31 protein-coding genes are annotated in these 20,030 nt (G+C 69.5%); 11 read left to right on the top strand and 20 right to left on the bottom strand.

Going from position 1 to position 20,030, the window contains the following annotated elements; all coding sequences use genetic code 11:
* The first annotated feature begins 4 nt into the window (after nt 1-4).
* Nucleotides 5-286 carry a DUF1905 domain-containing protein gene (locus ACTIFV_RS11565; protein ID WP_439592925.1) on the top strand — a complete coding sequence of 94 codons (282 nt, stop codon included), beginning with the start codon at nt 5-7 and terminating at the stop codon, nt 284-286.
* A 47-nt stretch (nt 287-333) separates the two neighbouring features.
* Here the strand turns inward: ACTIFV_RS11565 and ACTIFV_RS11570 are convergent, their stop codons facing one another.
* The 8 genes from ACTIFV_RS11570 to pcaH are packed head-to-tail and all read right to left on the bottom strand — an operon-like array spanning nt 334 to nt 6,719.
* Nucleotides 334-1,500 (bottom strand): thiolase family protein, encoded by a 1,167-nt coding sequence (locus ACTIFV_RS11570; RefSeq protein WP_439592926.1) that lies wholly within the window; start codon nt 1,498-1,500, stop codon nt 334-336.
* A gap of 1 nt (nt 1,501) precedes the next feature.
* The gene (locus tag ACTIFV_RS11575; protein WP_439592927.1) at nt 1,502-2,149 is read right to left on the bottom strand and encodes a 3-oxoacid CoA-transferase subunit B; all 648 of its coding nucleotides are present in this window, start codon (nt 2,147-2,149) and stop codon (nt 1,502-1,504) included.
* The gene (locus ACTIFV_RS11580) at nt 2,146-2,877 is read right to left on the bottom strand and encodes a 3-oxoacid CoA-transferase subunit A (RefSeq protein ID WP_439592928.1); all 732 of its coding nucleotides are present in this window, start codon (nt 2,875-2,877) and stop codon (nt 2,146-2,148) included. The genes ACTIFV_RS11575 and ACTIFV_RS11580 overlap by 4 nt, the downstream gene beginning before the upstream one ends.
* Entirely contained in the window at nt 2,874-3,269 is a 396-nt protein-coding gene (gene pcaC / locus ACTIFV_RS11585) for a 4-carboxymuconolactone decarboxylase (RefSeq protein WP_439592929.1), read from the bottom strand. The genes ACTIFV_RS11580 and pcaC overlap by 4 nt, the downstream gene beginning before the upstream one ends.
* A complete protein-coding gene (locus tag ACTIFV_RS11590; RefSeq protein ID WP_439592930.1) occupies nt 3,266-4,030 on the bottom strand; it encodes an alpha/beta fold hydrolase in 765 nt (254 codons plus the stop codon). The genes pcaC and ACTIFV_RS11590 overlap by 4 nt, the downstream gene beginning before the upstream one ends.
* On the bottom strand, nt 4,027-5,355 hold the full coding sequence (locus tag ACTIFV_RS11595; protein WP_439592931.1) for a lyase family protein: 1,329 nt from the start codon (nt 5,353-5,355) through the stop codon (nt 4,027-4,029). Before ACTIFV_RS11595 ends, ACTIFV_RS11590 begins: the two co-directional genes overlap by 4 nt.
* Nucleotides 5,345-5,905, bottom strand: a complete 561-nt coding sequence (gene pcaG, locus ACTIFV_RS11600) for a protocatechuate 3,4-dioxygenase subunit alpha (protein ID WP_439592932.1) — start codon at nt 5,903-5,905, stop codon at nt 5,345-5,347. The genes ACTIFV_RS11595 and pcaG overlap by 11 nt, the downstream gene beginning before the upstream one ends.
* Nucleotide 5,906: 1 nt before the next feature.
* Entirely contained in the window at nt 5,907-6,719 is an 813-nt protein-coding gene (gene pcaH, locus ACTIFV_RS11605; protein WP_439592933.1) for a protocatechuate 3,4-dioxygenase subunit beta, read from the bottom strand.
* Nucleotides 6,720-6,839: 120 nt separating this feature from the next.
* Here pcaH and ACTIFV_RS11610 point away from each other — a divergent pair, with 120 nt between their 5' ends.
* The 3 genes from ACTIFV_RS11610 (at nt 6,840) to ACTIFV_RS11620 (ending at nt 9,051) form a co-directional block, all read left to right on the top strand.
* Nucleotides 6,840-7,592, top strand: a complete 753-nt coding sequence (locus tag ACTIFV_RS11610; RefSeq protein WP_439592934.1) for an IclR family transcriptional regulator — start codon at nt 6,840-6,842, stop codon at nt 7,590-7,592.
* 104 nt (nt 7,593-7,696) lie between these two features.
* The gene (locus tag ACTIFV_RS11615; RefSeq protein ID WP_439592935.1) at nt 7,697-8,875 is read left to right on the top strand and encodes a 4-hydroxybenzoate 3-monooxygenase; all 1,179 of its coding nucleotides are present in this window, start codon (nt 7,697-7,699) and stop codon (nt 8,873-8,875) included.
* A complete protein-coding gene (locus ACTIFV_RS11620; protein WP_439592936.1) occupies nt 8,872-9,051 on the top strand; it encodes a hypothetical protein in 180 nt (59 codons plus the stop codon). Before ACTIFV_RS11615 ends, ACTIFV_RS11620 begins: the two co-directional genes overlap by 4 nt.
* 75 nt (nt 9,052-9,126) lie before the next feature.
* Here the strand turns inward: ACTIFV_RS11620 and ACTIFV_RS11625 are convergent, their stop codons facing one another.
* Complete coding sequence (locus ACTIFV_RS11625) at nt 9,127-9,858, bottom strand: alpha/beta fold hydrolase (protein WP_439592937.1); 732 nt, start codon at nt 9,856-9,858, stop codon at nt 9,127-9,129.
* A 235-nt stretch (nt 9,859-10,093) separates the two neighbouring features.
* Between ACTIFV_RS11625 and ACTIFV_RS11630 the strand changes: the two genes are divergently transcribed.
* Nucleotides 10,094-10,477, top strand: coding sequence for an SHOCT domain-containing protein (locus tag ACTIFV_RS11630; protein WP_439592938.1), 384 nt, complete (start codon nt 10,094-10,096; stop codon nt 10,475-10,477).
* Between the two features lie 60 nt (nt 10,478-10,537).
* On the opposite strand, the gene ACTIFV_RS11635 is transcribed toward ACTIFV_RS11630, so the two are convergent.
* Nucleotides 10,538-10,804: a hypothetical protein gene (locus ACTIFV_RS11635; RefSeq protein ID WP_439592939.1), complete on the bottom strand. Its 267-nt coding sequence runs from the start codon at nt 10,802-10,804 to the stop codon at nt 10,538-10,540.
* Nucleotides 10,801-11,796, bottom strand: coding sequence for an NADP-dependent oxidoreductase (locus ACTIFV_RS11640; RefSeq protein ID WP_439592940.1), 996 nt, complete (start codon nt 11,794-11,796; stop codon nt 10,801-10,803). Before ACTIFV_RS11640 ends, ACTIFV_RS11635 begins: the two co-directional genes overlap by 4 nt.
* A 196-nt stretch (nt 11,797-11,992) precedes the next feature.
* On the opposite strand from ACTIFV_RS11640, the gene ACTIFV_RS11645 reads away from it, so the two are divergent.
* From ACTIFV_RS11645 to ACTIFV_RS11660, 4 genes are all read left to right on the top strand, one after another.
* Complete coding sequence (locus tag ACTIFV_RS11645; protein WP_439592941.1) at nt 11,993-12,817, top strand: DUF4397 domain-containing protein; 825 nt, start codon at nt 11,993-11,995, stop codon at nt 12,815-12,817.
* A gap of 146 nt (nt 12,818-12,963) precedes the next feature.
* Nucleotides 12,964-13,452, top strand: coding sequence for a class F sortase (locus ACTIFV_RS11650; protein WP_439592942.1), 489 nt, complete (start codon nt 12,964-12,966; stop codon nt 13,450-13,452).
* A gap of 184 nt (nt 13,453-13,636) precedes the next feature.
* Nucleotides 13,637-13,915: a GlsB/YeaQ/YmgE family stress response membrane protein gene (locus ACTIFV_RS11655; protein ID WP_439592943.1), complete on the top strand. Its 279-nt coding sequence runs from the start codon at nt 13,637-13,639 to the stop codon at nt 13,913-13,915.
* A gap of 115 nt (nt 13,916-14,030) precedes the next feature.
* Nucleotides 14,031-14,429 (top strand): PPOX class F420-dependent oxidoreductase, encoded by a 399-nt coding sequence (locus ACTIFV_RS11660; RefSeq protein ID WP_439592944.1) that lies wholly within the window; start codon nt 14,031-14,033, stop codon nt 14,427-14,429.
* Between the two features lie 78 nt (nt 14,430-14,507).
* Here the strand turns inward: ACTIFV_RS11660 and ACTIFV_RS11665 are convergent, their stop codons facing one another.
* The 9 genes from ACTIFV_RS11665 to ACTIFV_RS11705 form a co-directional block, all read right to left on the bottom strand.
* Nucleotides 14,508-14,681, bottom strand: a complete 174-nt coding sequence (locus ACTIFV_RS11665; protein WP_439592945.1) for a CsbD family protein — start codon at nt 14,679-14,681, stop codon at nt 14,508-14,510.
* A gap of 41 nt (nt 14,682-14,722) precedes the next feature.
* Nucleotides 14,723-15,337: a hypothetical protein gene (locus ACTIFV_RS11670; protein WP_439592946.1), complete on the bottom strand. Its 615-nt coding sequence runs from the start codon at nt 15,335-15,337 to the stop codon at nt 14,723-14,725.
* The gene (locus tag ACTIFV_RS11675) at nt 15,334-15,915 is read right to left on the bottom strand and encodes a DUF6286 domain-containing protein (protein ID WP_439592947.1); all 582 of its coding nucleotides are present in this window, start codon (nt 15,913-15,915) and stop codon (nt 15,334-15,336) included. The genes ACTIFV_RS11670 and ACTIFV_RS11675 overlap by 4 nt, the downstream gene beginning before the upstream one ends.
* Nucleotides 15,912-16,307 carry a hypothetical protein gene (locus ACTIFV_RS11680; protein ID WP_439592948.1) on the bottom strand — a complete coding sequence of 132 codons (396 nt, stop codon included), beginning with the start codon at nt 16,305-16,307 and terminating at the stop codon, nt 15,912-15,914. Before ACTIFV_RS11680 ends, ACTIFV_RS11675 begins: the two co-directional genes overlap by 4 nt.
* Complete coding sequence (locus ACTIFV_RS11685; protein WP_439592949.1) at nt 16,307-16,495, bottom strand: DUF2273 domain-containing protein; 189 nt, start codon at nt 16,493-16,495, stop codon at nt 16,307-16,309. Before ACTIFV_RS11685 ends, ACTIFV_RS11680 begins: the two co-directional genes overlap by 1 nt.
* A complete protein-coding gene (locus ACTIFV_RS11690; protein ID WP_439592950.1) occupies nt 16,492-16,977 on the bottom strand; it encodes an Asp23/Gls24 family envelope stress response protein in 486 nt (161 codons plus the stop codon). Before ACTIFV_RS11690 ends, ACTIFV_RS11685 begins: the two co-directional genes overlap by 4 nt.
* Nucleotides 16,978-17,121: 144 nt before the next feature.
* Entirely contained in the window at nt 17,122-17,439 is a 318-nt protein-coding gene (locus ACTIFV_RS11695; protein ID WP_439592951.1) for a hypothetical protein, read from the bottom strand.
* On the bottom strand, nt 17,436-18,026 hold the full coding sequence (locus tag ACTIFV_RS11700) for an Asp23/Gls24 family envelope stress response protein (protein ID WP_439592952.1): 591 nt from the start codon (nt 18,024-18,026) through the stop codon (nt 17,436-17,438). The genes ACTIFV_RS11695 and ACTIFV_RS11700 overlap by 4 nt, the downstream gene beginning before the upstream one ends.
* Nucleotides 18,023-18,595, bottom strand: a complete 573-nt coding sequence (locus ACTIFV_RS11705) for an RNA polymerase sigma factor (protein ID WP_439592953.1) — start codon at nt 18,593-18,595, stop codon at nt 18,023-18,025. Before ACTIFV_RS11705 ends, ACTIFV_RS11700 begins: the two co-directional genes overlap by 4 nt.
* A 440-nt stretch (nt 18,596-19,035) precedes the next feature.
* On the opposite strand from ACTIFV_RS11705, the gene ACTIFV_RS11710 reads away from it, so the two are divergent.
* On the top strand, nt 19,036-19,248 hold the full coding sequence (locus ACTIFV_RS11710; RefSeq protein ID WP_439592954.1) for a hypothetical protein: 213 nt from the start codon (nt 19,036-19,038) through the stop codon (nt 19,246-19,248).
* Nucleotides 19,245-19,700 (top strand): BLUF domain-containing protein, encoded by a 456-nt coding sequence (locus tag ACTIFV_RS11715; RefSeq protein ID WP_439592955.1) that lies wholly within the window; start codon nt 19,245-19,247, stop codon nt 19,698-19,700. Before ACTIFV_RS11710 ends, ACTIFV_RS11715 begins: the two co-directional genes overlap by 4 nt.
* Nucleotides 19,701-20,030: the final 330 nt, after the last annotated feature.

The following is a 20,030-nucleotide window of genomic DNA, read 5'->3' on the forward strand; positions in this document are numbered from 1 at the left end:
CCGGATGCCTCTCGATCACTCCTTCATCACGATCCTCCTCGGCGACATGGGACCGCATCGATGGACGTGCGCGATCCTCGATGACTCGACCGCGATCCTCGGCACGGGCAAGGCCGTGAAAGTGCAGGCGCTGATCGACGGCGTCGCCGTCACGACGTCGCTGCTCCCCTACCGCGGCCGGCACCTGCTCCCGGTGAAGCAGGCGATCCTCGACGCGATCGACAAGAAGCCAGGCGACACCGTCACCGTGTCGCTGCGCGACGCCGAGGTCTCGACGAGAGCCTGAGTCCGTGCTCGTGCGGAGAGCGCGCGGTCGTTCCGTGCGCGCCCGCTCTACCGCTCCAGCACGACCGCGAGCCCTTGGCCGACACCGATGCACAGGGCGGCCACCGCGACTCCTCCGCCGCGCCGCTTCAGCTCGTGCGCGGCATGGCCGATGACGCGGCCGCCGGATGCTCCGAGCGGGTGCCCGAGAGCGATCGCGCCGCCGTGGACGTTGACGCGCTCCGGGTCGAGCTCGGGCCAGCCTGCGAGACACGCGAGCGACTGCGAGGCGAAGGCCTCGTTCAGCTCGACGACGTCCACGTCGGCCCAGGTGCGCCCCGCACGTGCGAGCGCGCGGTTCGCCGCCTCGACGGGTGCCACGCCGAACACGTCGGGGTCGTTGCCGAACACGCCGCGACCCGTGATCCGGGCGAGGGGCTCGGCACCCATCGCCCCCTCGGCACCCAGCAGGATCGCCGACGCGCCGTCGTTGATCGGCGAGGAGTTGCCCGCCGTGACCGTGCCGTCGGCCGCGAAGAGGGCCTTCAGCCCACCGAGCTTCTCGAGGGTCGTGTCGTCGCGGATGCCCTCGTCGCGCGTCAGCTCCGCTCCGGGGACCTGGACGATCTCGGCGTCGTACGCGCCGACCGACCATGCGGCTGCCGCGAGGCGATGGCTGCGCAGGGCGAACGCGTCCTGCGCGTCGCGCGAGATGTCGTAGATGCCGGAGAGCTTCTCGGCCGACTGACCGTTCGAGATCGTCCACTCCGTCGGCAGAGCGGGGTTGGTCATGCGCCAGCCGATCGCCGTGTTCCACATGGTCGGATTGCCGGATGCCGCGAACGGCCGGCTCGGCTTCTCGACCACGTACGGGGCGCGGCTCATCGACTCGACACCGCCGGCGAGCACGATCCGCGCGTCGCCCGCCTCGATCGCGCGCGACCCCTGGATGACGGCTTCCATCGACGACCCGCACAGCCGATTGACCGTCGCGCCGGGCACGCTCGTCGGGAACCCCGCGAGCAGCGCGCCGAACCGCGCGACGTTGCGGTTGTCCTCGCCCGCCTGATTCGCGTCGCCGAAGAGCACGTCGTCGATGGATGCCGCATCCATCCCCGTCCGCTCGACGATCGCCCGCATGACGACCGCCGCGAGATCGTCGGGCCGCGCACCCGAGAGCGCGCCGCCGGCGCGGCCGAAGGGCGTGCGCACGGCGTCGTAGATGTACGTCGTCATGTCAGTCTCCGCTCCGAGTCAACCGCAGCCCGGTGAGGGCGGCGAGGGAGTCGACCGTGTTGTCGCCGAAGACCTCGCGCACAACGAAGCCTTCGGGAGTCACGTCGAACACGGCGTGGTCGGTGTAGACCCGGGTGACGCAGCCGACCCCCGTCAGAGGATACGTGCACGCGCCGACGAGCTTGGACGCGCCGTCCTTCGTGAGCAGATCGGTCATGACGAAGACCTGCTTCGCGCCGATCGCGAGGTCCATCGCGCCGCCCACGGCGGGGATCGCCCCCGGCGCACCCGTCGACCAGTTCGCGAGATCGCCGCGCTCGGACACCTGGAAGGCCCCGAGCACGCAGACGTCGAGGTGCCCGCCGCGCATCATCGCGAACGAGTCGGCGTGGTGGAAGTACGCCGCACCGGGCAGTGCCGTGACGGGCTGCTTGCCCGCGTTGATGAGATCCGGGTCGATCGCGTCGTCGTCGGGTGCCGCGCCCATGCCGAGGAGGCCGTTCTCGGTGTGCAGCACGATCTCGAGGTCGGCCGGCAGATAGTTGGCGACGAGCGTCGGCGCACCGATGCCCAGGTTGACGTATGCACCCTCGGGAATATCGACGGCGACGCGGGCGGCGAGGGCATCCCGGCTGATCCGGCTGCTCACTGGTCGACCTCCCGACCCTCGATGTCGACCCCTCCGACGAAGGCACCGTCCCGCAGCCAGACGCGCTCACCGACCGCGACGACACGATCCACGAACAGGCCGGGCGTCACGACCGCTTCGGGATCGAGGTCCCCCAGCGCGACGATCTCGTCGACCTGCGCGATCGTCGTGGTCGCCGCCGTCGCCATGATCGGTCCGAAGTTGCGGGCCGTCTCGCGATAGACGAGATTGCCCCACCGGTCGCCGCGCAGTGCCGAGATGAGCGCGAAGTCGGCCTTGATCGGATACTCGAGCACGTAGCGGCGTCCGTCGATCTCGCGCTCCTCCTTGCCGTCGGCGAGCTGCGTCCCCACGCCCGTCGGCGAGAAGAACGCCCCGATGCCGGCGCCGGCGGCGCGGATGCGCTCGGCCAGATTCCCCTGCGGCACGAGTTCGAGCTCGATCTCGCCCGCCCGGTACAGTCCGTCGAAAACCCACGAGTCATGCTGCCGCGGGAACGAGCACACGATCCTGCGCACGCGGCCCGCCGCCAGCAGCGCCGCGAGGCCGGTATCGCCGTTGCCCGCATTGTTGTTGACGATGGTGAGGTCCGAGGCTCCGTGCGCGATGAGCGCGTCGATGAGCTCGACCGGCTGCCCGGCGCGGCCGAACCCGCCGATCAGCACCGTCGCGCCGTCGGAGATGCCGGCGACGGCGGTCGCGGCATCCGGAACCGTCTTGTCGATCATCCGAGGTCCTCGCGCAGCACATCGTTCGCGATGTGGAAGGCGGAGTTGGCCGCCGGGACCCCCGAGTAGATCGCCGACTGCAGGATGACCTCGCGGATCTCGTCGACCGTGAGGCCGTTGCGCCGCGCCGCCTTGAGGTGCATCGCGAGCTCGTCGTGATGCCCGTGCGCGATGAGCGACGACAGCACGGCGATCGATCGCGAGCGCCGATCGAGTCCCGGACGAGACCAGATGTCGCCCCACGCGACGCGCGTGATGAAGTCCTGCCAGTCAGCCGTCAGCGCGGTGGCCCCCTCCGTCGCGCGGTCGACGTGCGCGTCCGACAGCACCTCACGGCGCACCGTCATCCCCTGGTCGTAGCGCTCGGCGTCCGAGAGTCGATCGTTCGTCATGAGGTCTCCTCCTCGAAGAATGCGAGCAGCACGTCGGCGAGCGCGTCCGGCTGCTCCGCGGGCGGCAGATGCGCGGCATCCGGGATCATCGCCGTACCGCCGTTTCCCACACCGTCGGCGATCTCGGTCGCCTTCGCGCTCGGCGCCACGTTGTCGGACTCGCCCCAGACGGCGAGGATCGGTGTTCCGATCTGCGGCAGGGCGGTTCGCACGTCGTACTCCGCGAGCGCCTCGCAGCAGAGCGCATAGCTCTCGTCATCCGCGTCCTGCAGCGCGTGCAGCAGGCGACCGGTGAGCTCGGGATGCCGCGCCACCGACCCCTCGGCGAACCACCGCTGCGCCGACGCGATGATGAGGCTCGATGTGCTCTGGGCGCGCACCTGCGCTGCGCGGTGGTGCCAGGCCGCGGGGTCGCCGAGCTGCGCGCCCGACGCGATGATCGCGGCGGCGCGGACGCGCTCGGGATGCCGGAGTGCGAGCTCGAGGCCCGTCGCACCGCCGAGCGAGACACCGGCGTAGAGGAATCGGAGCTCGTCGACGACGGTGGCGATCGCGTCGGCGAGGTCGGCGACCGTGAAGGACTCGCGGGCCGGGACGGACGCGCCGTGACCGGGGAGGTCCCACGCGGTGACGCGATAGCGCTCGGCGAGCGCCGGAGCCGTCGATTCCCACAGGATCGTCGAGGTGCCGAGCGAGGGCCCGAGCACGAGGAGGGGCGCCCCTGCCGGCCCGACGATGTCGGTGAACGCGATCGCCGTCATCGCCTGCTCCGCAGAGCGTCGTCGACGAGCGCGGCCGCCGCCCCCGTGTAGCGCGCGGGGTCGAGCAGGTCGTCGACATCGACTCCGGATGCCGCGGCCGCGCGGCGCACGGCATCCGCCGCGTCCGCGCCGCCCTCGATCTCGGCGACGACCGCCTTCGCCGCTTCCGGACCCAGCACGAGGGACAGCCGCTCCGCGAGGATGAGTCCGCGCGTGGCCCCGAGATTGCGGGCGGCCGCCGCGGTGTCGACCCGCAGGTGGGCGGCGAGCGACGAGGCGTGCGCCGAGGCCCCGAGCGCGAGCCGAAGGAGCTCGCGCAGCGTCGGCCACTCGGCGTGCCACGCGCCATCCGGCCGTTCGTCGACGGCGAGCGCAGCCGCCGTGTGGAGCGTCGCGCCCAGGTGAGGTGCGCGAATCGCCGCGGAGCGGATGAGCACGGCCTCGGTCGGGTTCTGCTTCTGCGGCATGGCCGACGAGCCGCCTCCGACGCCCTCGGCGAGTTCGCCGATCTCGGTCCGGCTCAGCGTGGCGACGTCGGTCGCAAACACGCCCAGCGCGTCGACGGCCTGCACGAGGGCATCGGCGAGTTCGGTGATGGGCCAGCGCGTGACGTGCCAAGGCGCGTCGGGGGTCACGAGCTGCAGTCGGTCGGCGTAGCGGGCGACGAGCGCCCGGGCGGCCTCCACCGATCCGGTGATCTCGACGAATGACGCGAGCGTGCCCCCCGCACCGCCGAGCTGTGCGGGCAGCTCGAGTCCGGCGAGACGGTCTGCGGCCCGCCGGACGGCGCGCGCCCACGTCACGGCCCGGAGCCCGACGGTTGTCGGCACGGCGTGCTGCGTGAGGGTGCGCGCGGCGGCGACGTCGTCGCGATGCCGCTCGGCGAGCTGCAGCAGCCACTCGGTCGTGTGCGCGAGCGACGCACGCACCTGCGTGACGGCCCCTGCGGCGACCAGGATGACGGCGGTGTCGAGGATGTCCTGACTCGTGGCTCCCCGATGGATCCAGCGACCGGCATCGACGTCGACGCGGGCCTTGAGCTGGGAGACCAGCGGGATGACGGGGTTGCCGCCCGCGACAGCGGCCTCCGCGATCGCGGAGCTCTCGAGGCCGGTCGAGGTGCGCGCCCCGCGATCCGCCTGGAACTCCCTCTCGATCCTCTGCACCTCTTCGAGCGGTGCGACGCCGACGTCGGCGTAGGCACCGGCGAGGGCGACCTCGGCCCGCACGAGGGCGTCGAGGAACGCGGTGTCCGAGACGAGTTCGTCCCGCCCGACGGTCACGGGCGAGAGCAGTCCGGCGTCGAAGGCGGGCTCAGAAGGCAAGGAAGACGGTCTCCTTCTCGCCCTGCAGCCGGATGTCGTGGCGAAGTCCGCCATCGGGCGTTCGTGTCGCGATGAGCGTAGCCCGCTCATCCTCGTCCAGCGACGACAGGAGCGGGTCGGCGGCGAGCGCGACCTCGTCGCCGGGGAGGTAGATGCGCGTGTGCAGCTTGTCGGGCAGTCCCCGCGCGAAGACGATCGCGGCGAAGAACGCCGGGCGGCCGCCGACCGAGCCCGGTTGGCGCGTCCAGAACTCGTAGTGGCCGTCGTCGTTCGTGAACGCGCGGCCGAACCCTGTGAAGGTGTGGTCGTCACGGCGGAACGCACCGCGTGCACGGGGCACGGTGCCGTCGGCATCGGCCCCGAAGATCTCGACGAAGGCATCGGGGATGGCGTTGCCCGCGCCGTCGGTGATCGTGCCGCCCAGCACGATCGCTCCCGGCGAATGCGGGAAGACGACCTCGTGCATCTTCGGGTACTCGACTCCGTAGGCGAAGAACGGTCCGACCGTCTGACCGGGGGTGGGGCGATGGGTCCTGCCGGGCACGGCCATGTCAGTGCTCCCCCTCGGGCTCGAACCACGTGGCATCAGGACCGTCCACGACGATGTCGAAGCGATAGCCGGTGGACCACTCCGGAGAGGTCAGGTCGTGGTCGTACGCGCCCACGAGGGCGTCGCGATCCTTCTGGCGCCAGATCGTGTTGTAGATCGGGTCCAGGGCGAACAGCGGGTCGCCGGGGAAGTACATCTGCGTCACGAGTCGCTGCGTGAACGAGGAGCCGAAGATCGAGAAGTGGATGTGGGCGGGTCGCCACGCGTTGATGTGGTTCTTCCACGGATACGGCCCCGGCTTGATGGTCGTGAAGGCGTACTCGCCGGCATCGTTCGTGACGGCGCGTCCGGCGCCCGTGAAGTTCGGGTCGAGGGGTGCGGGGTGCTGATCGCGCTGATGGATGTAGCGGCCCGCGGAGTTCGCCTGCCAGAGCTCGATGAGCTGATTCGCCAGCGGCCGCCCCCACGAGTCGAGCAGCCGGCCGCGCACCGTCATCCGCTCACCGAGCGGCTCGCCCGCGTGCTGGATCGTGAGGTCGGACTCGATCGCAGCCACGTCGCGCTGTCCGAACGCAGGCGACAGCAGCTCGATCGTCTCGGGGTCGACGAGCTTCGGGTTCTTCGTCGGATGCCGCAGGATGCTGGAACGGTAGGGCGGGAAGTCGTGCATCGTCGCGGGGAGCCGCTCGCCTCCCGCCTCGCGCCCCGCATACTCGGCGTGGAGGTCCACGATCTCCTGCGTGATCACGGACTGCCGCACCTGCTCCGCGGTCGCGAGGAGCGACTCGGGCGCAGCGGCGGTGCGTTCGGTCATGGGGTCCCCTTCGACGCCATCGGGTTCGTGACGTCATCCATCGTCGGCGACGAGCGAACCCTGCCGCCCCGATTTCCCATCCAATGGGAATCGCGTCCTCCCTGTGTCATGCTCTGTCCCATGGCGAACTCCGACTCCGGCGACTCGGTCACCGATCGCCTCGTGCGCGTGCTCGAGACGTTCACGCCGACCCGCACCGTGCAGACGACGGCCGAGATCGGACGCCGTGCGGATCTGCCGAGCTCATCGGCGCATCGCATCGTCGGCGAACTCGTCGAAGCCGGACTGCTGGAGCGCGACGAGGAGCGCCGTATCCGCATCGGCATGCGCCTGTGGGAGCTCGCGACACGATCGTCGCACGCCCTGCGCCTTCGGCAGGCGGCGCTGCCGTTCATGGAGCGCGTGCAGGCGCGGGTCAGAGAACACACGCAGCTGGCGATCCTCGAGCAGGACGAGGCGCTGTTCCTCGAGCGGTTGAGCGCCCCCGAGTCGGGCTCGAACGTCACGCGCGTCGCCGGGAGACTCCCCCTCCACGCGTCGTCGTCGGGACTGGTGCTGCTCGCCTACGCCGACCAGACGCTGCAGGCGCGCGTGCTCGAGCAGCGCCTGACCCGGCTCACCCCGTCGACGATCGTCGACCGCACAGCGCTGCGGCGCAAGCTCGCCGAGATCCGCACCCTCGGCCACGCGATCGCACCCGGCTACATCGAGGAGGTGTCCACGGGCGTGGCCGTTCCCCTCCACGACGAGACCGGCCTCGTCGTGGCGGCGCTGTCGGTGGTCCTCCCGCGCGAGACCCCGACCGAGCCGCCGCTCGCCGAGCTGTACCGCGCCGCCCGCGACATCGAACGGGCGCTCGGCCGACGGCGCTGAGTGCGGAATCGCGGCATCCCGTTCAATGGGAGTGGCGACGTCTGTCGTGGCGGTGAGCGTCGACACTGGACGGGCAACGGAGCCGCCCAGTCGCAGGAGACACCATGACCACCACCGTCCGCACACAGGTCGCCATCATCGGCGCCGGACCAGCTGGGCTCCTGCTGTCGCATCTGCTCGCGGCGTCCGGCATCGAGTCGGTCGTCATCGACCAGCGGTCCCGCGACGAGATCGAGACCACGATCCGCGCGGGCATCCTCGAGCAGGGCACCGTCGAGGTTCTGGACTCGCTCGGCGAGTTCAGCCGGGCTCGCAGCGTCGGGCATCGACACGACGGCATCGAACTGCGGTTCGCCGGCGCCGGGCACCGCATCGACTTCCACAAGCTCGTCGGGCGCAGTGTCTGGCTCTACCCCCAGCACGAGGTGCTGAAGGACCTGATCGCCGCGCGGCTCGCCGCGGGGCAGGACCTTCGCTTCGGGGTGACCGCGCTGCGGGTCGAGGACGCCGCATCCGCCCGTCCCCGCATCGTGGGGACGGATGCCGCGGGGCACGACCTCGTCATCGAGGCCGAGTTCGTCGTCGGCGCCGACGGTTCGCGCAGCGTCGCCCGCGAAGCCGTGACGGGCTCGTCGACCGGCGGATACTTCCGGGAGTATCCCTTCGCGTGGTTCGGCGTCCTGTGCGAGGCGCCGCCCAGCGCACCCGAGCTCATCTACAGCAACTCGCCCGACGGCTTCGCGCTGATCAGCCAGCGCAGCGACACCGTGCAGCGCATGTACTTCCAGTGCGATCCGAACGAGGACCCCGATCGCTACACCGAGGCGGAGCTGTGGGAGGCCCTGCAGGCGCGCGTGCCCGGCACCACTCTGCGGGAAGGCACGATCTTCCAGCGCGACATCCTGCGCTTCCGCAGCTTCGTCGCGCACTCCCTGCTCAACGGTCGTGTCGCGCTCGTGGGCGACGCGGCGCACACCGTGCCGCCGACGGGGGCGAAGGGGATGAACCTCGCCGTCGCAGATGTGCTCGTGCTCGCCCGCGCCCTCGAAGCCCTCCTGCACGAGAACGACTCCCGCCTCGTCGAGGTCTTCGCCGAGACGGCGCTGCGCCGCATCTGGAAGGCGCAGCACTTCTCGTGGTGGATGACGAGCATGCTGCACGTGGCTCCGGATGCCTCCGACTTCGACCGTCTGCGGCAGCTCGGCGAACTGCGTTCGGTCGTCGAGTCCGAGGCGGGATCGACCTACCTCGCCGAGGCCTACACCGGCTGGCCGCTCTCGTGAGTGCGCGGACGGGGGACGGGAGCCTCGCGGCCCTCACCCGCTACCGGGCCGAGCTCACTCGGTGGCTCGCCGCCCAGCCGCCCGCGCGGACGCAGACCGAACGCGCGCGGCAGCTGCTCGCCTTCCGCACCGCGTATGCCGAGCGCTCGGCGACGACGGCGCGTCGGCCCGAGTAGCGAGAGACGAGAGTCCTGACATCCGTCTCGAGCAGGCCTCTCACGGCGCCGACACCGGCATCGCGACGTCCGATGTCAGCCGATGGAGTCGGCTGCGGCGCGGATCGCGGCGAGGGTCGCCTCCGGCTGCGACACCATCGACACGTGCGAAGCCGCGACCTCGCTGATCGTCGATCCCGCTCTCTCGGCCATGCGGCGCTGGACGTCGATCGGGATGACGCGATCCTCGGTGCCGAGCACCGCCCAGCTCGCGATCGTCTTCCAGGCCGGCGGTCCGGAAGGCGTCACGTTCGCGACGAAGGATATCGGGCGCTGCGTCGCGACGATGTTCCAGCGGTCGGCCTCGGGGAGATCCTGGGCGAAGGCGTTGTGCACGGTGTCGGGCTTGAGGAACGCATCGGCGGCGCCCTCCGGCGCTCCCGGGTACCCTGCGACGTCGAGGACGGTCGTCGGGTCGGCGACCGCGAGAGCCGATGACGAGCCGTCGAGGAGGCTCACCACGGTCTCGCCCTCGTCCGGGATGAACGCATCGACGTAGACGAGCGCCCGCACATCGCCACCCTGCGTGCCGGCGTTGGTGATCACCGCTCCGCCGTAGGAGTGGCCCGCGAGCACGACCGGACCGCTCGTGCGCTGTGCGAGGAACGACGCGATGTACGCCGAATCCGACGTCAGGCCGCGCAACTCGTTCGGCGGTGCCAGCACGCTGTAGCCCTCCGCCTGCAGCGGGCCGGTGACGGCGTTCCAACTCGATGCGTCGGCCCACGCCCCGTGAACGAGGACGATGGTCGGCTTGTTTTCGGACACGCGACTTTCCCTTTCGTTGCGATGGAGGAGCTGAGATCGGCGTCGGCGCGTACCGGCCGCGTCACGAGTCACCTTAGGGGCGCCGCGGCAGCGCCACCAGACCCCCCGTTCGAGAGGCGGCCGGCCTTCCGGCGAGCGCTATTCCTCACCCTGTGCGGGTGATGAAGCGGGAGGAGATCCAGAGCACAGTGGGACCGCCGCGAACCGCGTCGGCACGAACGAAAGGCACACGACCATGACCGGCAGCTTTTGGGACTTCCTCCTGTGGATCTTCTGGTTCTACATCCTCTTCGCCTGCATCTGGATCTTCATCACGATCATCATCGACCTGTTCCGCGACCGTACTCTGAACGGGTGGGGGAAGGCGGGCTGGGTGATCTTCCTCGTGGTCTTCCCGTTCCTCGCGGCGCTGATCTACCTGATCGCGCGCGGTCGCGGCATGGCGCAGCGTGAGCTCGAACGACGCGGGCAGGCCCAGAGCGAGGCGAACGACTACATCCGCAGCGTCGCCGGCACGTCATCCGCGGCCGGCGAGATCGAGTCCGCCAAGAAGCTCCTCGACTCCGGCGCGATCACTCAGGCCGAGTACGACGCACTGAAGGCCAAAGCCCTGGCGTAGGGCAGTCCGGTGGGGCGGAGGTCTACGTACTTCCGCCCCGCCGTCGCCGCGATGCGGTGTTCAGCGATCGGCGTCGACGAGGCGAGCGAGGTGGATGACCTTCCCGCCGCCGAGCACTTCGCGCGCTCCCGAGACGACCTCCGAGGGGACGACCAGCGGGACCCCGCCCGTGTACGCCTCCCACTCCGCGATCAGCGCAGCGCGTATGCGCGATTCCGACAGCCCGGGGAACTCCTCACGGAGCCGTTCCAGCGCATGCCTGGTCGAGACGGCGTCCATCCCGTCGATGCGCAGTTCCTTGATGAAGCCGGGCTCGTTCCGGGTCAACTCGCCGCCTCGAAGAAGTCGCGGGCCTTGAGGGTGCGCCACGTCGTCACGGGATGGGTGCCCAGGATGACTTTGCCCCGTGCGTGCATGCGCGCGAGGTCCTCGTAGGCTTCCGCGACGTCCGCGAGCGGGTAGTACCCCGACACGAGGAGTGTGAAGGATCGCGTCTCGGCCAGGCGGCAGAGGCGCTCCAGCAATGCCGTAGCCCGCGCGATCGAGGGCCCGTCATCCTGAAGCAGACGCATCTCGGTGGCCCGGCGGTCCTCGCTCGAACGGTACCGCGCAGGGGCCACACCGAGTGCCTCGGCGAGTTCTCGCCCGTCCTGACCGAAGTTGTCGATCATCGCGGTCACCTGCTTCCCGCCGGCGGCGGTGCGGATCCGCTCATCGATCCCCTCGCCGTACTTGATGGGCTTGATCCCGAGTTGGCGCAGGTAGTCGAAGTTGCGGTCGCCGCACGTGCCGATCACGGTCGCCCCGAGGTGCTTCGCCACTTGGGCTTCGATGCTGCCGACGCCGCCGGCGGCGGCGGAGATCACGACGACATCGCCGGCGGCGATGCGAAGCTCGTCGAGGGTGTCGAGGGCCGTCGCACCCGCGAGGAAGAGCCCACCGGCCGCCTCCCAGGTGAGATGCGCGGGCTTCTTCACGAGCGACGCGGCGGGAACGGTGACGTATGTCGCCTGCGCCCCGGACCGGAGGTGTCCGACCACCTGATCGCCTCGCGAGAAGCGACCGACGTCCGCACCGACCGATGTGATGATCCCGGCGAAGTCGCTGCCCGACCTCCGGGGCCAGGGCTCGTCGGTCCAGCCCGATTCCCTGCCGGATCGGATGAAGCCGTCGATGTGGTTGATGCCGGCGGTGATGACCTCGACCGTCACTTCGCCGGCTCCGGGGGGAGCGAGGTCACGGGAGCGGACCTCTAGCACTTCTCCGCCTCCGAGGCGGTCGTACTCGACGACGTCGGCTCGCTCTTGTCTTCTGGGCACGGTGTCCTCGCCTTCCCGCAGCGGACGTTTCGCGGACATGTGTGTGTTCCGGACGAGGTCGACTCTTGGATGCAGACACCGACCGATTGATCCCATTCGGGCGGATTCGCGCACCGGTGCATCCGTGGGATCCGAACCGCGGGAAGAACCCTCCGATGGGCGGCGCACGGTCGCCCCTTCAGCAGGAGGTTCTCCCATGCGCAAGTCCCTCGCCGCCGGCGTGGCCCTCGGCGCGATCGCCGCAGTCTCCCTGATCGCACCCGCCACCGCCCTGTCGCCCACCACCGCCGACCTGTCGGTGCTGCACGGCATCCCCGACACGCCCGTCGACGTCTACGTCAACGGCGACCTGACCCTCGACGACTTCCAGCCCGGCGATCTCGCGGGCCCCCTCGAGCTGCCCGCGGGCACCTACGAGGTCGCGCTCACGGCGCCGGATGCCGCGGACGACAGCGCTCCGATCCTCGGACCGGCCAGCGTCACACTCGAGGCGAACACCAGCTACACGGCGGTCGCGCACCTGAGCGAGGCGGGCGACCCCACGCTCACCCCGTTCGTCAACGACACGTCGCAGACCGCCCCGGGTCAGGGTCGACTCACGGTCCGCCATGTCGCCGCCGCGCCCGCGGTCGACATCCTCGCCGGCGGCACCCCCGTCATCGAGGGTCTGACCAACCCGAACGAGTCGACGCTCAACCTCCCGGTCAGCACCGTGGCCGCCAGCGTCGCAGCGGCGGGGACGACCGACCCGCTCCTCGGACCCACCGACGTCGCGATCCAGGAGGGCGTCCTGACGATCGTCTACGCGTGGGGCAGCCTCGAGGACGACAACCTGGCACTCGCCGTCCAGACCATCTCCGGCCTGCACTCGTCGCCCGGCGGAGTCCCCTCGGGCACCGGCGGACAGCTGGCCGAGCGTGACGCGATGATGCAGACGCTTCTGATCGGCGGCATCCTTCTCGCAGCAGCGATCGCCGCGGCGTCCAGCGTCGTCATCGTGCGGGCACGGAACCGACGCTGATCTCCCCGCACGCGCGGATCGTCGGGGCGCTCGGCGGAGCCGCTCTGATCCTCGCCCTCTCGGGCTGCGGTGTCCCTGCGGACACCGCAGCCCGATCGGCGACGGCCACCGCGACCCCCGCCCCGGCACCGACTCCGTCCATCCAGGTGCCTGTCCGCCCCGCCACCGCCGAGCCGGTCCGGCCGGCGGTTCCGCCCGAACGCGTCGTGATCGCATCCATCGGTCTCGACGTCCCCGTCGTCCCCGTCGGCGTCGTCGAGGGGGGATTCATGGAGCTGCCGGAGAATCCCGCGATCGGCGGGTGGTATCGCTACGGCGCGGATCCCGCGCTCGACGAAGGCCACGTGGTCATCTCGGCGCATGTCGATGCACCGGACTATCCGATCGGCCCGTTCAGCCAGGTGCGCGACCTCGCCGCGGGAACCGTCGTCGACGTGACCGATGCAGCCGGCATCGTCCACCAGTACTCGATCGCATCGGTGACCTACTACCCCAAGACGGAACTGCCCGTCGACGAGCTCTTCGCGCGCACGGGGCCGCGAGAGCTGGTGCTCATCACGTGCGGCGGCGCGTACGACTCCGCGACCGGACGCTACCGCGAGAACGTCGTCGCCGTCGCGACCCCCGTCGGCTGACGACGAGATCATGTCGACCCGGATCCTGTCCGGAGCCGGAACCTGGCACGCATACCTCTTCCGAGCGGCGCTGTAAAGGGTCGGCGGTTTCTTCACCGGGAACTCAGACCGTTGCTAGCGTGATCGACGTTTCGACCGGAGCGCCCCACCCCCGGATGGCGCCCGCAACCCGAAGGAGAAACACATGCTCTGGACCATTCTCGGCCTGATCGTCATCGGCCTCATCGCCGGCTTCATCGCTCGTGCCGTCATCCCCGGCAAGCAGAACCTCGGCATCCTGCTGACGATCGTGCTCGGCATCGTGGGATCGTTCGTCGGTGGGTTCCTCGGGTTCCTCATCTTCGGCAGCGACCCGAACGGCGGGTTCCTGCAGCCCTCCGGCATCATCGGTTCGATCATCGGCGCGATCATCGTGCTCGGCATCTACGTGGCCGTGTCCCGCCGCGGAGCATCGCGCGCCTGAGCCAGGCTCACGGACTCGGGCGACCTCGCGGTTGCCCGAGTCCTCTGCATTCGGGCGGTCGCTGCTGCGGCCGTCCCCTCGATGACAGGTCCCGCTCGACAGAAAGGTGCGCCCGATGGGGAATGCGGATGCGTGGTCGCAGATCGCGACGAGCGAGTTCGTCTCGCTCGGGACGTTCCGCCGGAGCGGCGAGGTCGTCGCCACCCCCGTATGGATGGCCGCCGACAGCGACGAGCTCGTCGTCACGACGGAGCGCTCGACGGGGAAGGTCAAGCGGCTTCGCCGCAACCCGGCCGTGACGATGCAGCCCTGCAGCCGCATGGGAAAGATCGAGCCCGGTGCCGTGACGGTCACCGCGCAGGCCCGCGTGGTCGAGGTGGATGAGCGTGCGAACGCCGTGCTCGCTGCGAAGTACGGGTTCACGTTCCGTGCCTTCCTCGCTGTGGAGCGCTTCGTGCGGCGCCTTCAGCGACGGCCGGGAGACCGGGTCATCCTGCGCATCAGCGCGGAATAGATCGACCTCAGCTCCCGAACAGCGCACGACAGAGGGGGAGCGCGGCTCGGCGTCGCGCTCCCCCTCTTTCTTCAGATGTCAGTTCTTGAAGGCGTCCTTGACGTCTTCGCCCGCCTTCTTCACGTCGGCCTTGGCCTGGTCGGCCTTACCCTCCGCAACGAGCTTGTCGTTGTTGGTGACCTTGCCGGCCGCCTCCTTCGCCTTTCCGGCGAGGTCTTCGGCAGCGTTCTTGATCTTGTCGTCGAGTCCCATGAGGGTCTCCTTTCTTTGTGGGTTGATCTGTGCGCGCTGGCTCAGGAGAGCCGACGCTGGTCGTGTGCGAGTCGGGCGCGGATGCCCGTGTGCACCGAGATGTACGTCGCGGTGTCCTGCCCGGTCAGGGCGGCGAGGTTCGACACGAGCCGGTCGACGTGCTCCACGATCTGACGCGGGCTGGTGTTCTGGCGCGGCGTGACGCTCACATGCAGGACGGGTTCGTTTCGGATCGTGTTCGCCGTGACGCTGGCGGAGAGCACGTCGTCCTTCGCAGCGAGAGAGTTCTTGAGCGCGTCCGACACGAAAGCCTCGGTGACCGTCACGCGGCCGAGAGGGTTCTGGGAGCCGTTCGAGCGGATGACCGTCTTCGACCTGCGGCCGCTCACACTGGTCAGCGCGAGGACGAGCAGGACGATGACGACGATCACGGCGGCGACTGCACCCAGGGCGAGCCAGGTCAGCGATGTGCCGGCGATGGCGGTGGCCTGCATGGCCTGTGAGATCCAGCCCTCGGCGGACTCGCCCGCGGCAGTCCACACTTCACCCGCGGTCGGCCACGCCATGATCGTGATCACGACGGCACCCAGCGCGAAGAAGACGAGCCCGATGACGAACAGGACGATGCGGTTCAGCGCACGATTGGTGTTGTTCACGCCTCCAGCTCGCTTTCCTCGGGTCGTTCGACCTTCACTCGCGCCTTGACGGGTCGAGTGAGGCTGTACGAGTCGATCTCGTCGTCGGCGATGCGCTGCACCTCGGCGGACTCCAATGGGACGCCCGCTCCGGGACGGACGGTGACGTCCGCCGTGCGATGGCCGACGCCGACCAGGATGTTCTCGCGAGCGATCCCCGTCTCCTGGCTGATGTGCTGCGCGAGGGATGCCGCCACGACGCCGTTGTCCACGACGACCGCGCGCTCCCGCCACTGCATCGTCTGCTTCGACAGCCGACCCGGGGTGACCGCGAGGATCACGAGGACCAGGCCGATGAGCGTCAGCACGACCGCCCCCGCGATCACCGGGCCCGGCTGACCGCTCGGAAGCCCGACGAGCCACGCGAGGCCCGCGCCCGGCCCCAGAAGGAGCGCGGGCTGGGCGGCGAGGTAGAGGACGATCTCGACCGCGACGTAGAGCAGCGCGAGGATGAGGAGGATCACGGCGACGAACATGGCGACCGTGCGAGGCGAGTGCGTCTCGCGACGCACGACGCGTTTCAGCGCGGGAGTGCTCATCGGACTCGCTTCCTTTCCGGGATGGTGGCACCGGTGATGGTGAGGTTGATCTTGACGATCTCGCGGCCGAGAAGCTGCGAGAGTCGGTCTCGCAGATCCTCCTGGAGGCGCGCGGCGCGCTCGAGGATGGGCGGGCTCGCGCGGACTGCGTCGAGGTCTTCGAGATCGGGGACGGGAAGGGGCGTCGCCAGCCGCACGATCAGGCCGTCGCGGTAGGACGAGACATCCACCGACACGTCGCCGCGCGAAACGCCGATCATGCTCGCGGAGGCCTCCTGGGTGACCTTGACGAGCACGCGGTCCTTGACGTCGATGCGACCCGGAGCCTCCTGCTCCCCGGTGGCGACCCCCGCGGGGCCGCCACCGGCGATGCCGTACTCGTCGGCGCGCATCAGGAGGTGCGCCGCCCGGTGAAGGCGTTCGTCACGGCTCGCACGTCGAGCTGTCCGGACGCGATTCGGGCCACGATCGCTCCGATCCCCATGAACAGGGCGACGAGGAGGAATCCCCAGAACCCGAACAGGAGGGCGGACGCGGCGAGGATGGCGCCTACGAGCGCACCGGTGAAGGTGGCGCTCATGAGACGCGCGACTCTTCGGGCTGGTTGTCGTCACCGGGCAGGTGGACGTCGTTGACCTCGACGTTGACCTCGACGACCTCCAGGCCCACGAGGCGCGTGATCGCTGCGGCGACAGCCGAGCGCACCTGCGCGGCGACCTGGTGGACCGGGGTCGGGTACTCGACGACGATCGTGAGGTCGGCGGCGGCCTGGGTCTCACCCACCTCCACCTTCACGCCCTGCGTCAGGTCGGTCGCGTTGACGGCGTCGCGGAGCGCGCCGAGTGCGCGGGCACCGCCACCGCCGAGGGCGTAGACGCCGGGCACCTCTCGTGCCGCGATGCCGGCGACCTTGGCCACGACCGCATCGGAGATCACGGTCGTGCCGGCCGCGGCCGCGACGTCGGAGGTGAGGGGCGTGGAGAACGTGCGGTCGACACGCGATGCCGGTGCCGATGCGCTCTTCGCGGAGCTGGCGGGAGTCTTCTGATCGTCGGTAGCCATGATGTGCTCATTTCTTCTGTTCAAGACGTGGTCCGCGCCCGGGCGGGGCGTCGGCCAGGGCCGTTTCCATCCGGCCTCGAACATAAGAGGGGCTCACGCACGGATTCGTCACAAAAAACTTCGACGAATCTCACCGCGCAGATTTCAATGGATGCGCGCGACCTGAATCGTGATGGTCGCATCCGCCGGCGTGTTCGCGAGCAGAGCATCCGCCACCCGTCGCGCGGAGTCCGCCGTGCTGTCGACGATCGAGGTGGCGATCCGGGCCGCGACGACGGGGGCACCGTCTCTTATCGAGACCGCGATCTCGGCGAGACGGTCATCCGACGCGCCCGTCGCGGAGGCGATGAGCCCGGGGATCCTGGTGAGGGTCGAGTGCGGCGAGTACACGTCCGTCACACCGTCCACGGCACGGACGCGGGCGACGAGATCGGACTGATCGTCCGGCGGTGTGGTGGTCATTCGCGCTCCTCCGTTGCGGTGATGCCGTGCAGCTCCTCGACCAGGACGTTGACGGCCGTGACATTGAGTTCGGTGTGCTGTGCGAGGACCCGATAGACGAGATCGCGGAGCGACTCGGTGAGCTCGGGGATCGACCGTCCCCACGCGACCGAGGCCGTGAGGTCGATCTGCACCGGAGCACCCGGCGTCTCGGCGTCTCCGACGATCTCGGTGCGACCGATGTAGATCCCGTCGATGGCATCGGCGGAAGACCGCACGAGCGACCGGACCGCCCCTTCGGTCACGGTGATCGCGACACGGGGATCGGGATGATGGATCGGAAAGCTCCGTCCGGCGCGCAGTTCGCTGTGGATCGCCGAGAGGATGCCCTCGAACCAGCTCTCGGGAGGCCGCGGCAGGTGGGCAGCGTCGTCCGCGATCAGATCTCGGGAGAGTCTGCCCACGCGTTCGAGAGCCTCGATCGCATTGAGGCACTCGGGGCAGGTCTCGATGTGCGGATCGAAAGGGATGCGACCGGATTCGAGGTAGGTGCTGAGCTCCTCGATCGTGCGGCCGCAGTCGAGGGTGTTCGCGTTGTCGTCCGTCATCGCCAGCCCTCCATCTCGATCGCGATGCTGGCCCGTGCTCGGGAGAGCAGGCCTCGTACTGTGCTCGGGGGAATGTCCATCAGCTCCGCGATCTCGTCGTAGCTGCAGTCCGCGATCTCCCGCAGAAGCCAGCTTCGACGCTGATCCTCCTTCAACTTGTCTAGCGCACCCGACAGCGCTCGCAGCTGCGCGTTGCGAATCGCCGTCTGTTCGGGCTGAGTGGTCCGGGGGGCGGAGAACGAATAGTCGTCCAGGACCGCCTCGGCGGGTCGACGACCGACGAACGCGAGCGCCTCCCGGCCGGCGATGCGCATGAGCCACGCCTTCACGGCCGATGCGTCGCGCAGCGTCGGCAGCTGCTTCCACGCGATCACGAAGGCATCCTGGACCACGTCATCCGTGTCCGCCAGCGAACCCACGATGCGATACACGTAGGCCCGCATCAGCGAGGAGTGGCGTCGGACCAGCTCTCCGAACGCCTCGGCGTCGTTCTGCACCGCGCGCTCGACCAGCATCCGGTCGGCGACGGACTGCAGTCGCGTCGTCGACTCCGCGCTCACCGGGCCCATGTCGCCTCCCGAGTCCGGATCCCCCTGCTCACACGGGCGAAACTACTCCGGCCGAGTGTCGGCGAGAGGGGGTTGCCATCGCACGCTCGAGGGGTTAGGCATCCACCCTCGACACTCGTGCTGCAATACAGGATTCGCCCCGCCCTGTCCATAGACGCCGGCAATTGGGCTGTCCGCGGGCGGGGGTGCTGTACTGGGATGGGCGCGTCAGACAGGTCGAGATTCGGGTCTCCCCTCTGACTCGAACACATGTCTGGCGCCTCGGAGAACTCACCTGGGGGCAGAGGACTGAGGCGCCAGACACCCTCCGTCGTCGACGCCCACGGAGCTCCGATGGTCCAGGAGGACACGATCCTCGAGGGCCGCCTCGTGGTCGGTCCGGAGCAGGACGCGCGTCGGGCACGTCGGTCAGCGTCGAACCGAAGGGATGCAGGAGAAAGATGACAGACATCATGGATGCGATGTGGGCGCGCGTCGATGAGGGGTTCTACGTCGGAAGTCGAGACGGTTCGTTCCTCGGATGCATCGACGCGCTGCCCGACGGACGCTTCGTCGCACTCGACGCGCACACGCGGCCGATCAGCACGCACGCTCGGCTCGACGACGCGATGCAGGCCGTGGTGTCCTTCGAGCAGTCCGAGGGGTCCGAGTGACGGTGCGCGCGGAGGATGCCGACCTCTACTCGCTCGTCTACGCGAGCACCGCGGCATCCTCGTTCGACGACGAGGTATTCGGGAGCCTTCTGGAGCAGTCGCGGCGCGACAACGGCGCACGCGGAATCACGGGACTCCTCCTCTACCGCAACGGGCGGTTCATCCAGTTCCTGGAAGGGCCCGAGGCGGAGGTCCGGTCTCTGCTCGCCACGATCGAGAAGGACCCGCGTCACACCGGTGTCCGCGTCCTGAACGACGGTCACCCTCAGCGACGTCAGTTCGCCGATTGGACGATGGCCTACCAGCCCGTCCGCGAATCCGGCTCTCCCCCGCCCGCCGGCTTCCGCAGCACCTTCGACGATCTCGACAACCTCGACGAGCCGGACGGTGTCCTCCGCGCTGCGCGCGAGCTCAGCCTCTGGTTCCGCGTCCGCAGCCGCGACGCTCCCTGAGACGCACACCGACCCCGCGGTCGACGAAGCGGACGTCAGCCTTCGACTCGTCGTCGTCCCCTCCTGGCGTTGATCGAACTCGTTCGCAACGGCCGGCGGATTCGCCTCATCGTCCCGACGCGGGACGTGACCTGCGACGAGGAGCGCCGAGTCGCACTTGCCTTTTGCGGTGTGTGCGGCCTATGTTTGCAGCGTTGCAATATTGAATGAGAAGGAGATCTCGATGCTGAGCTTCACGTCGAACGGCATGCTCGATCGTGTGGGAGCAGCGGGCCGGCTGGTCGGTCTCCGCGAGGACGCCTGGTCCATCCGCGTCGATGGGGTCGACTT

The sequence above is a fragment of the Microbacterium sp. genome (assembly GCF_051860965.1).
In the GTDB taxonomy this organism is placed as follows: domain Bacteria; phylum Actinomycetota; class Actinomycetes; order Actinomycetales; family Microbacteriaceae; genus Microbacterium.

Excerpts from the sequence above, each read along its gene's own strand:
- ACTIFV_RS11695 (WP_439592951.1), bottom strand. The coding sequence starts at position 17,439 with ATGACCACCACACCGCCGGACGATCAGTCCGATCTCGTCGCCCGCGTC.
- ACTIFV_RS11660 (WP_439592944.1), top strand. The coding sequence starts at position 14,031 with ATGGGGAATGCGGATGCGTGGTCGCAGATCGCGACGAGCGAGTTCGTC.
- ACTIFV_RS11655 (WP_439592943.1), top strand. The coding sequence starts at position 13,637 with ATGCTCTGGACCATTCTCGGCCTGATCGTCATCGGCCTCATCGCCGGC.
- ACTIFV_RS11615 (WP_439592935.1), top strand. The coding sequence starts at position 7,697 with ATGACCACCACCGTCCGCACACAGGTCGCCATCATCGGCGCCGGACCA.
- ACTIFV_RS11685 (WP_439592949.1), bottom strand. The coding sequence starts at position 16,495 with ATGAGCGCCACCTTCACCGGTGCGCTCGTAGGCGCCATCCTCGCCGCG.
- ACTIFV_RS11665 (WP_439592945.1), bottom strand. The coding sequence starts at position 14,681 with ATGGGACTCGACGACAAGATCAAGAACGCTGCCGAAGACCTCGCCGGA.
- pcaC (WP_439592929.1), bottom strand. The coding sequence starts at position 3,269 with ATGACGAACGATCGACTCTCGGACGCCGAGCGCTACGACCAGGGGATG.
- ACTIFV_RS11705 (WP_439592953.1), bottom strand. The coding sequence starts at position 18,595 with ATGGGCCCGGTGAGCGCGGAGTCGACGACGCGACTGCAGTCCGTCGCC.
- ACTIFV_RS11580 (WP_439592928.1), bottom strand. The coding sequence starts at position 2,877 with ATGATCGACAAGACGGTTCCGGATGCCGCGACCGCCGTCGCCGGCATC.
- pcaG (WP_439592932.1), bottom strand. The coding sequence starts at position 5,905 with ATGGCCGTGCCCGGCAGGACCCATCGCCCCACCCCCGGTCAGACGGTC.
- ACTIFV_RS11565 (WP_439592925.1), top strand. The coding sequence starts at position 5 with ATGCCTCTCGATCACTCCTTCATCACGATCCTCCTCGGCGACATGGGA.
- ACTIFV_RS11630 (WP_439592938.1), top strand. The coding sequence starts at position 10,094 with ATGACCGGCAGCTTTTGGGACTTCCTCCTGTGGATCTTCTGGTTCTAC.
- ACTIFV_RS11570 (WP_439592926.1), bottom strand. The coding sequence starts at position 1,500 with ATGACGACGTACATCTACGACGCCGTGCGCACGCCCTTCGGCCGCGCC.
- ACTIFV_RS11700 (WP_439592952.1), bottom strand. The coding sequence starts at position 18,026 with ATGACGGACGACAACGCGAACACCCTCGACTGCGGCCGCACGATCGAG.
- ACTIFV_RS11610 (WP_439592934.1), top strand. The coding sequence starts at position 6,840 with ATGGCGAACTCCGACTCCGGCGACTCGGTCACCGATCGCCTCGTGCGC.
- ACTIFV_RS11675 (WP_439592947.1), bottom strand. The coding sequence starts at position 15,915 with ATGAGCACTCCCGCGCTGAAACGCGTCGTGCGTCGCGAGACGCACTCG.
- ACTIFV_RS11645 (WP_439592941.1), top strand. The coding sequence starts at position 11,993 with ATGCGCAAGTCCCTCGCCGCCGGCGTGGCCCTCGGCGCGATCGCCGCA.
- ACTIFV_RS11690 (WP_439592950.1), bottom strand. The coding sequence starts at position 16,977 with ATGGCTACCGACGATCAGAAGACTCCCGCCAGCTCCGCGAAGAGCGCA.
- pcaH (WP_439592933.1), bottom strand. The coding sequence starts at position 6,719 with ATGACCGAACGCACCGCCGCTGCGCCCGAGTCGCTCCTCGCGACCGCG.
- ACTIFV_RS11710 (WP_439592954.1), top strand. The coding sequence starts at position 19,036 with ATGACAGACATCATGGATGCGATGTGGGCGCGCGTCGATGAGGGGTTC.
- ACTIFV_RS11680 (WP_439592948.1), bottom strand. The coding sequence starts at position 16,307 with ATGCGCGCCGACGAGTACGGCATCGCCGGTGGCGGCCCCGCGGGGGTC.
- ACTIFV_RS11590 (WP_439592930.1), bottom strand. The coding sequence starts at position 4,030 with ATGACGGCGATCGCGTTCACCGACATCGTCGGGCCGGCAGGGGCGCCC.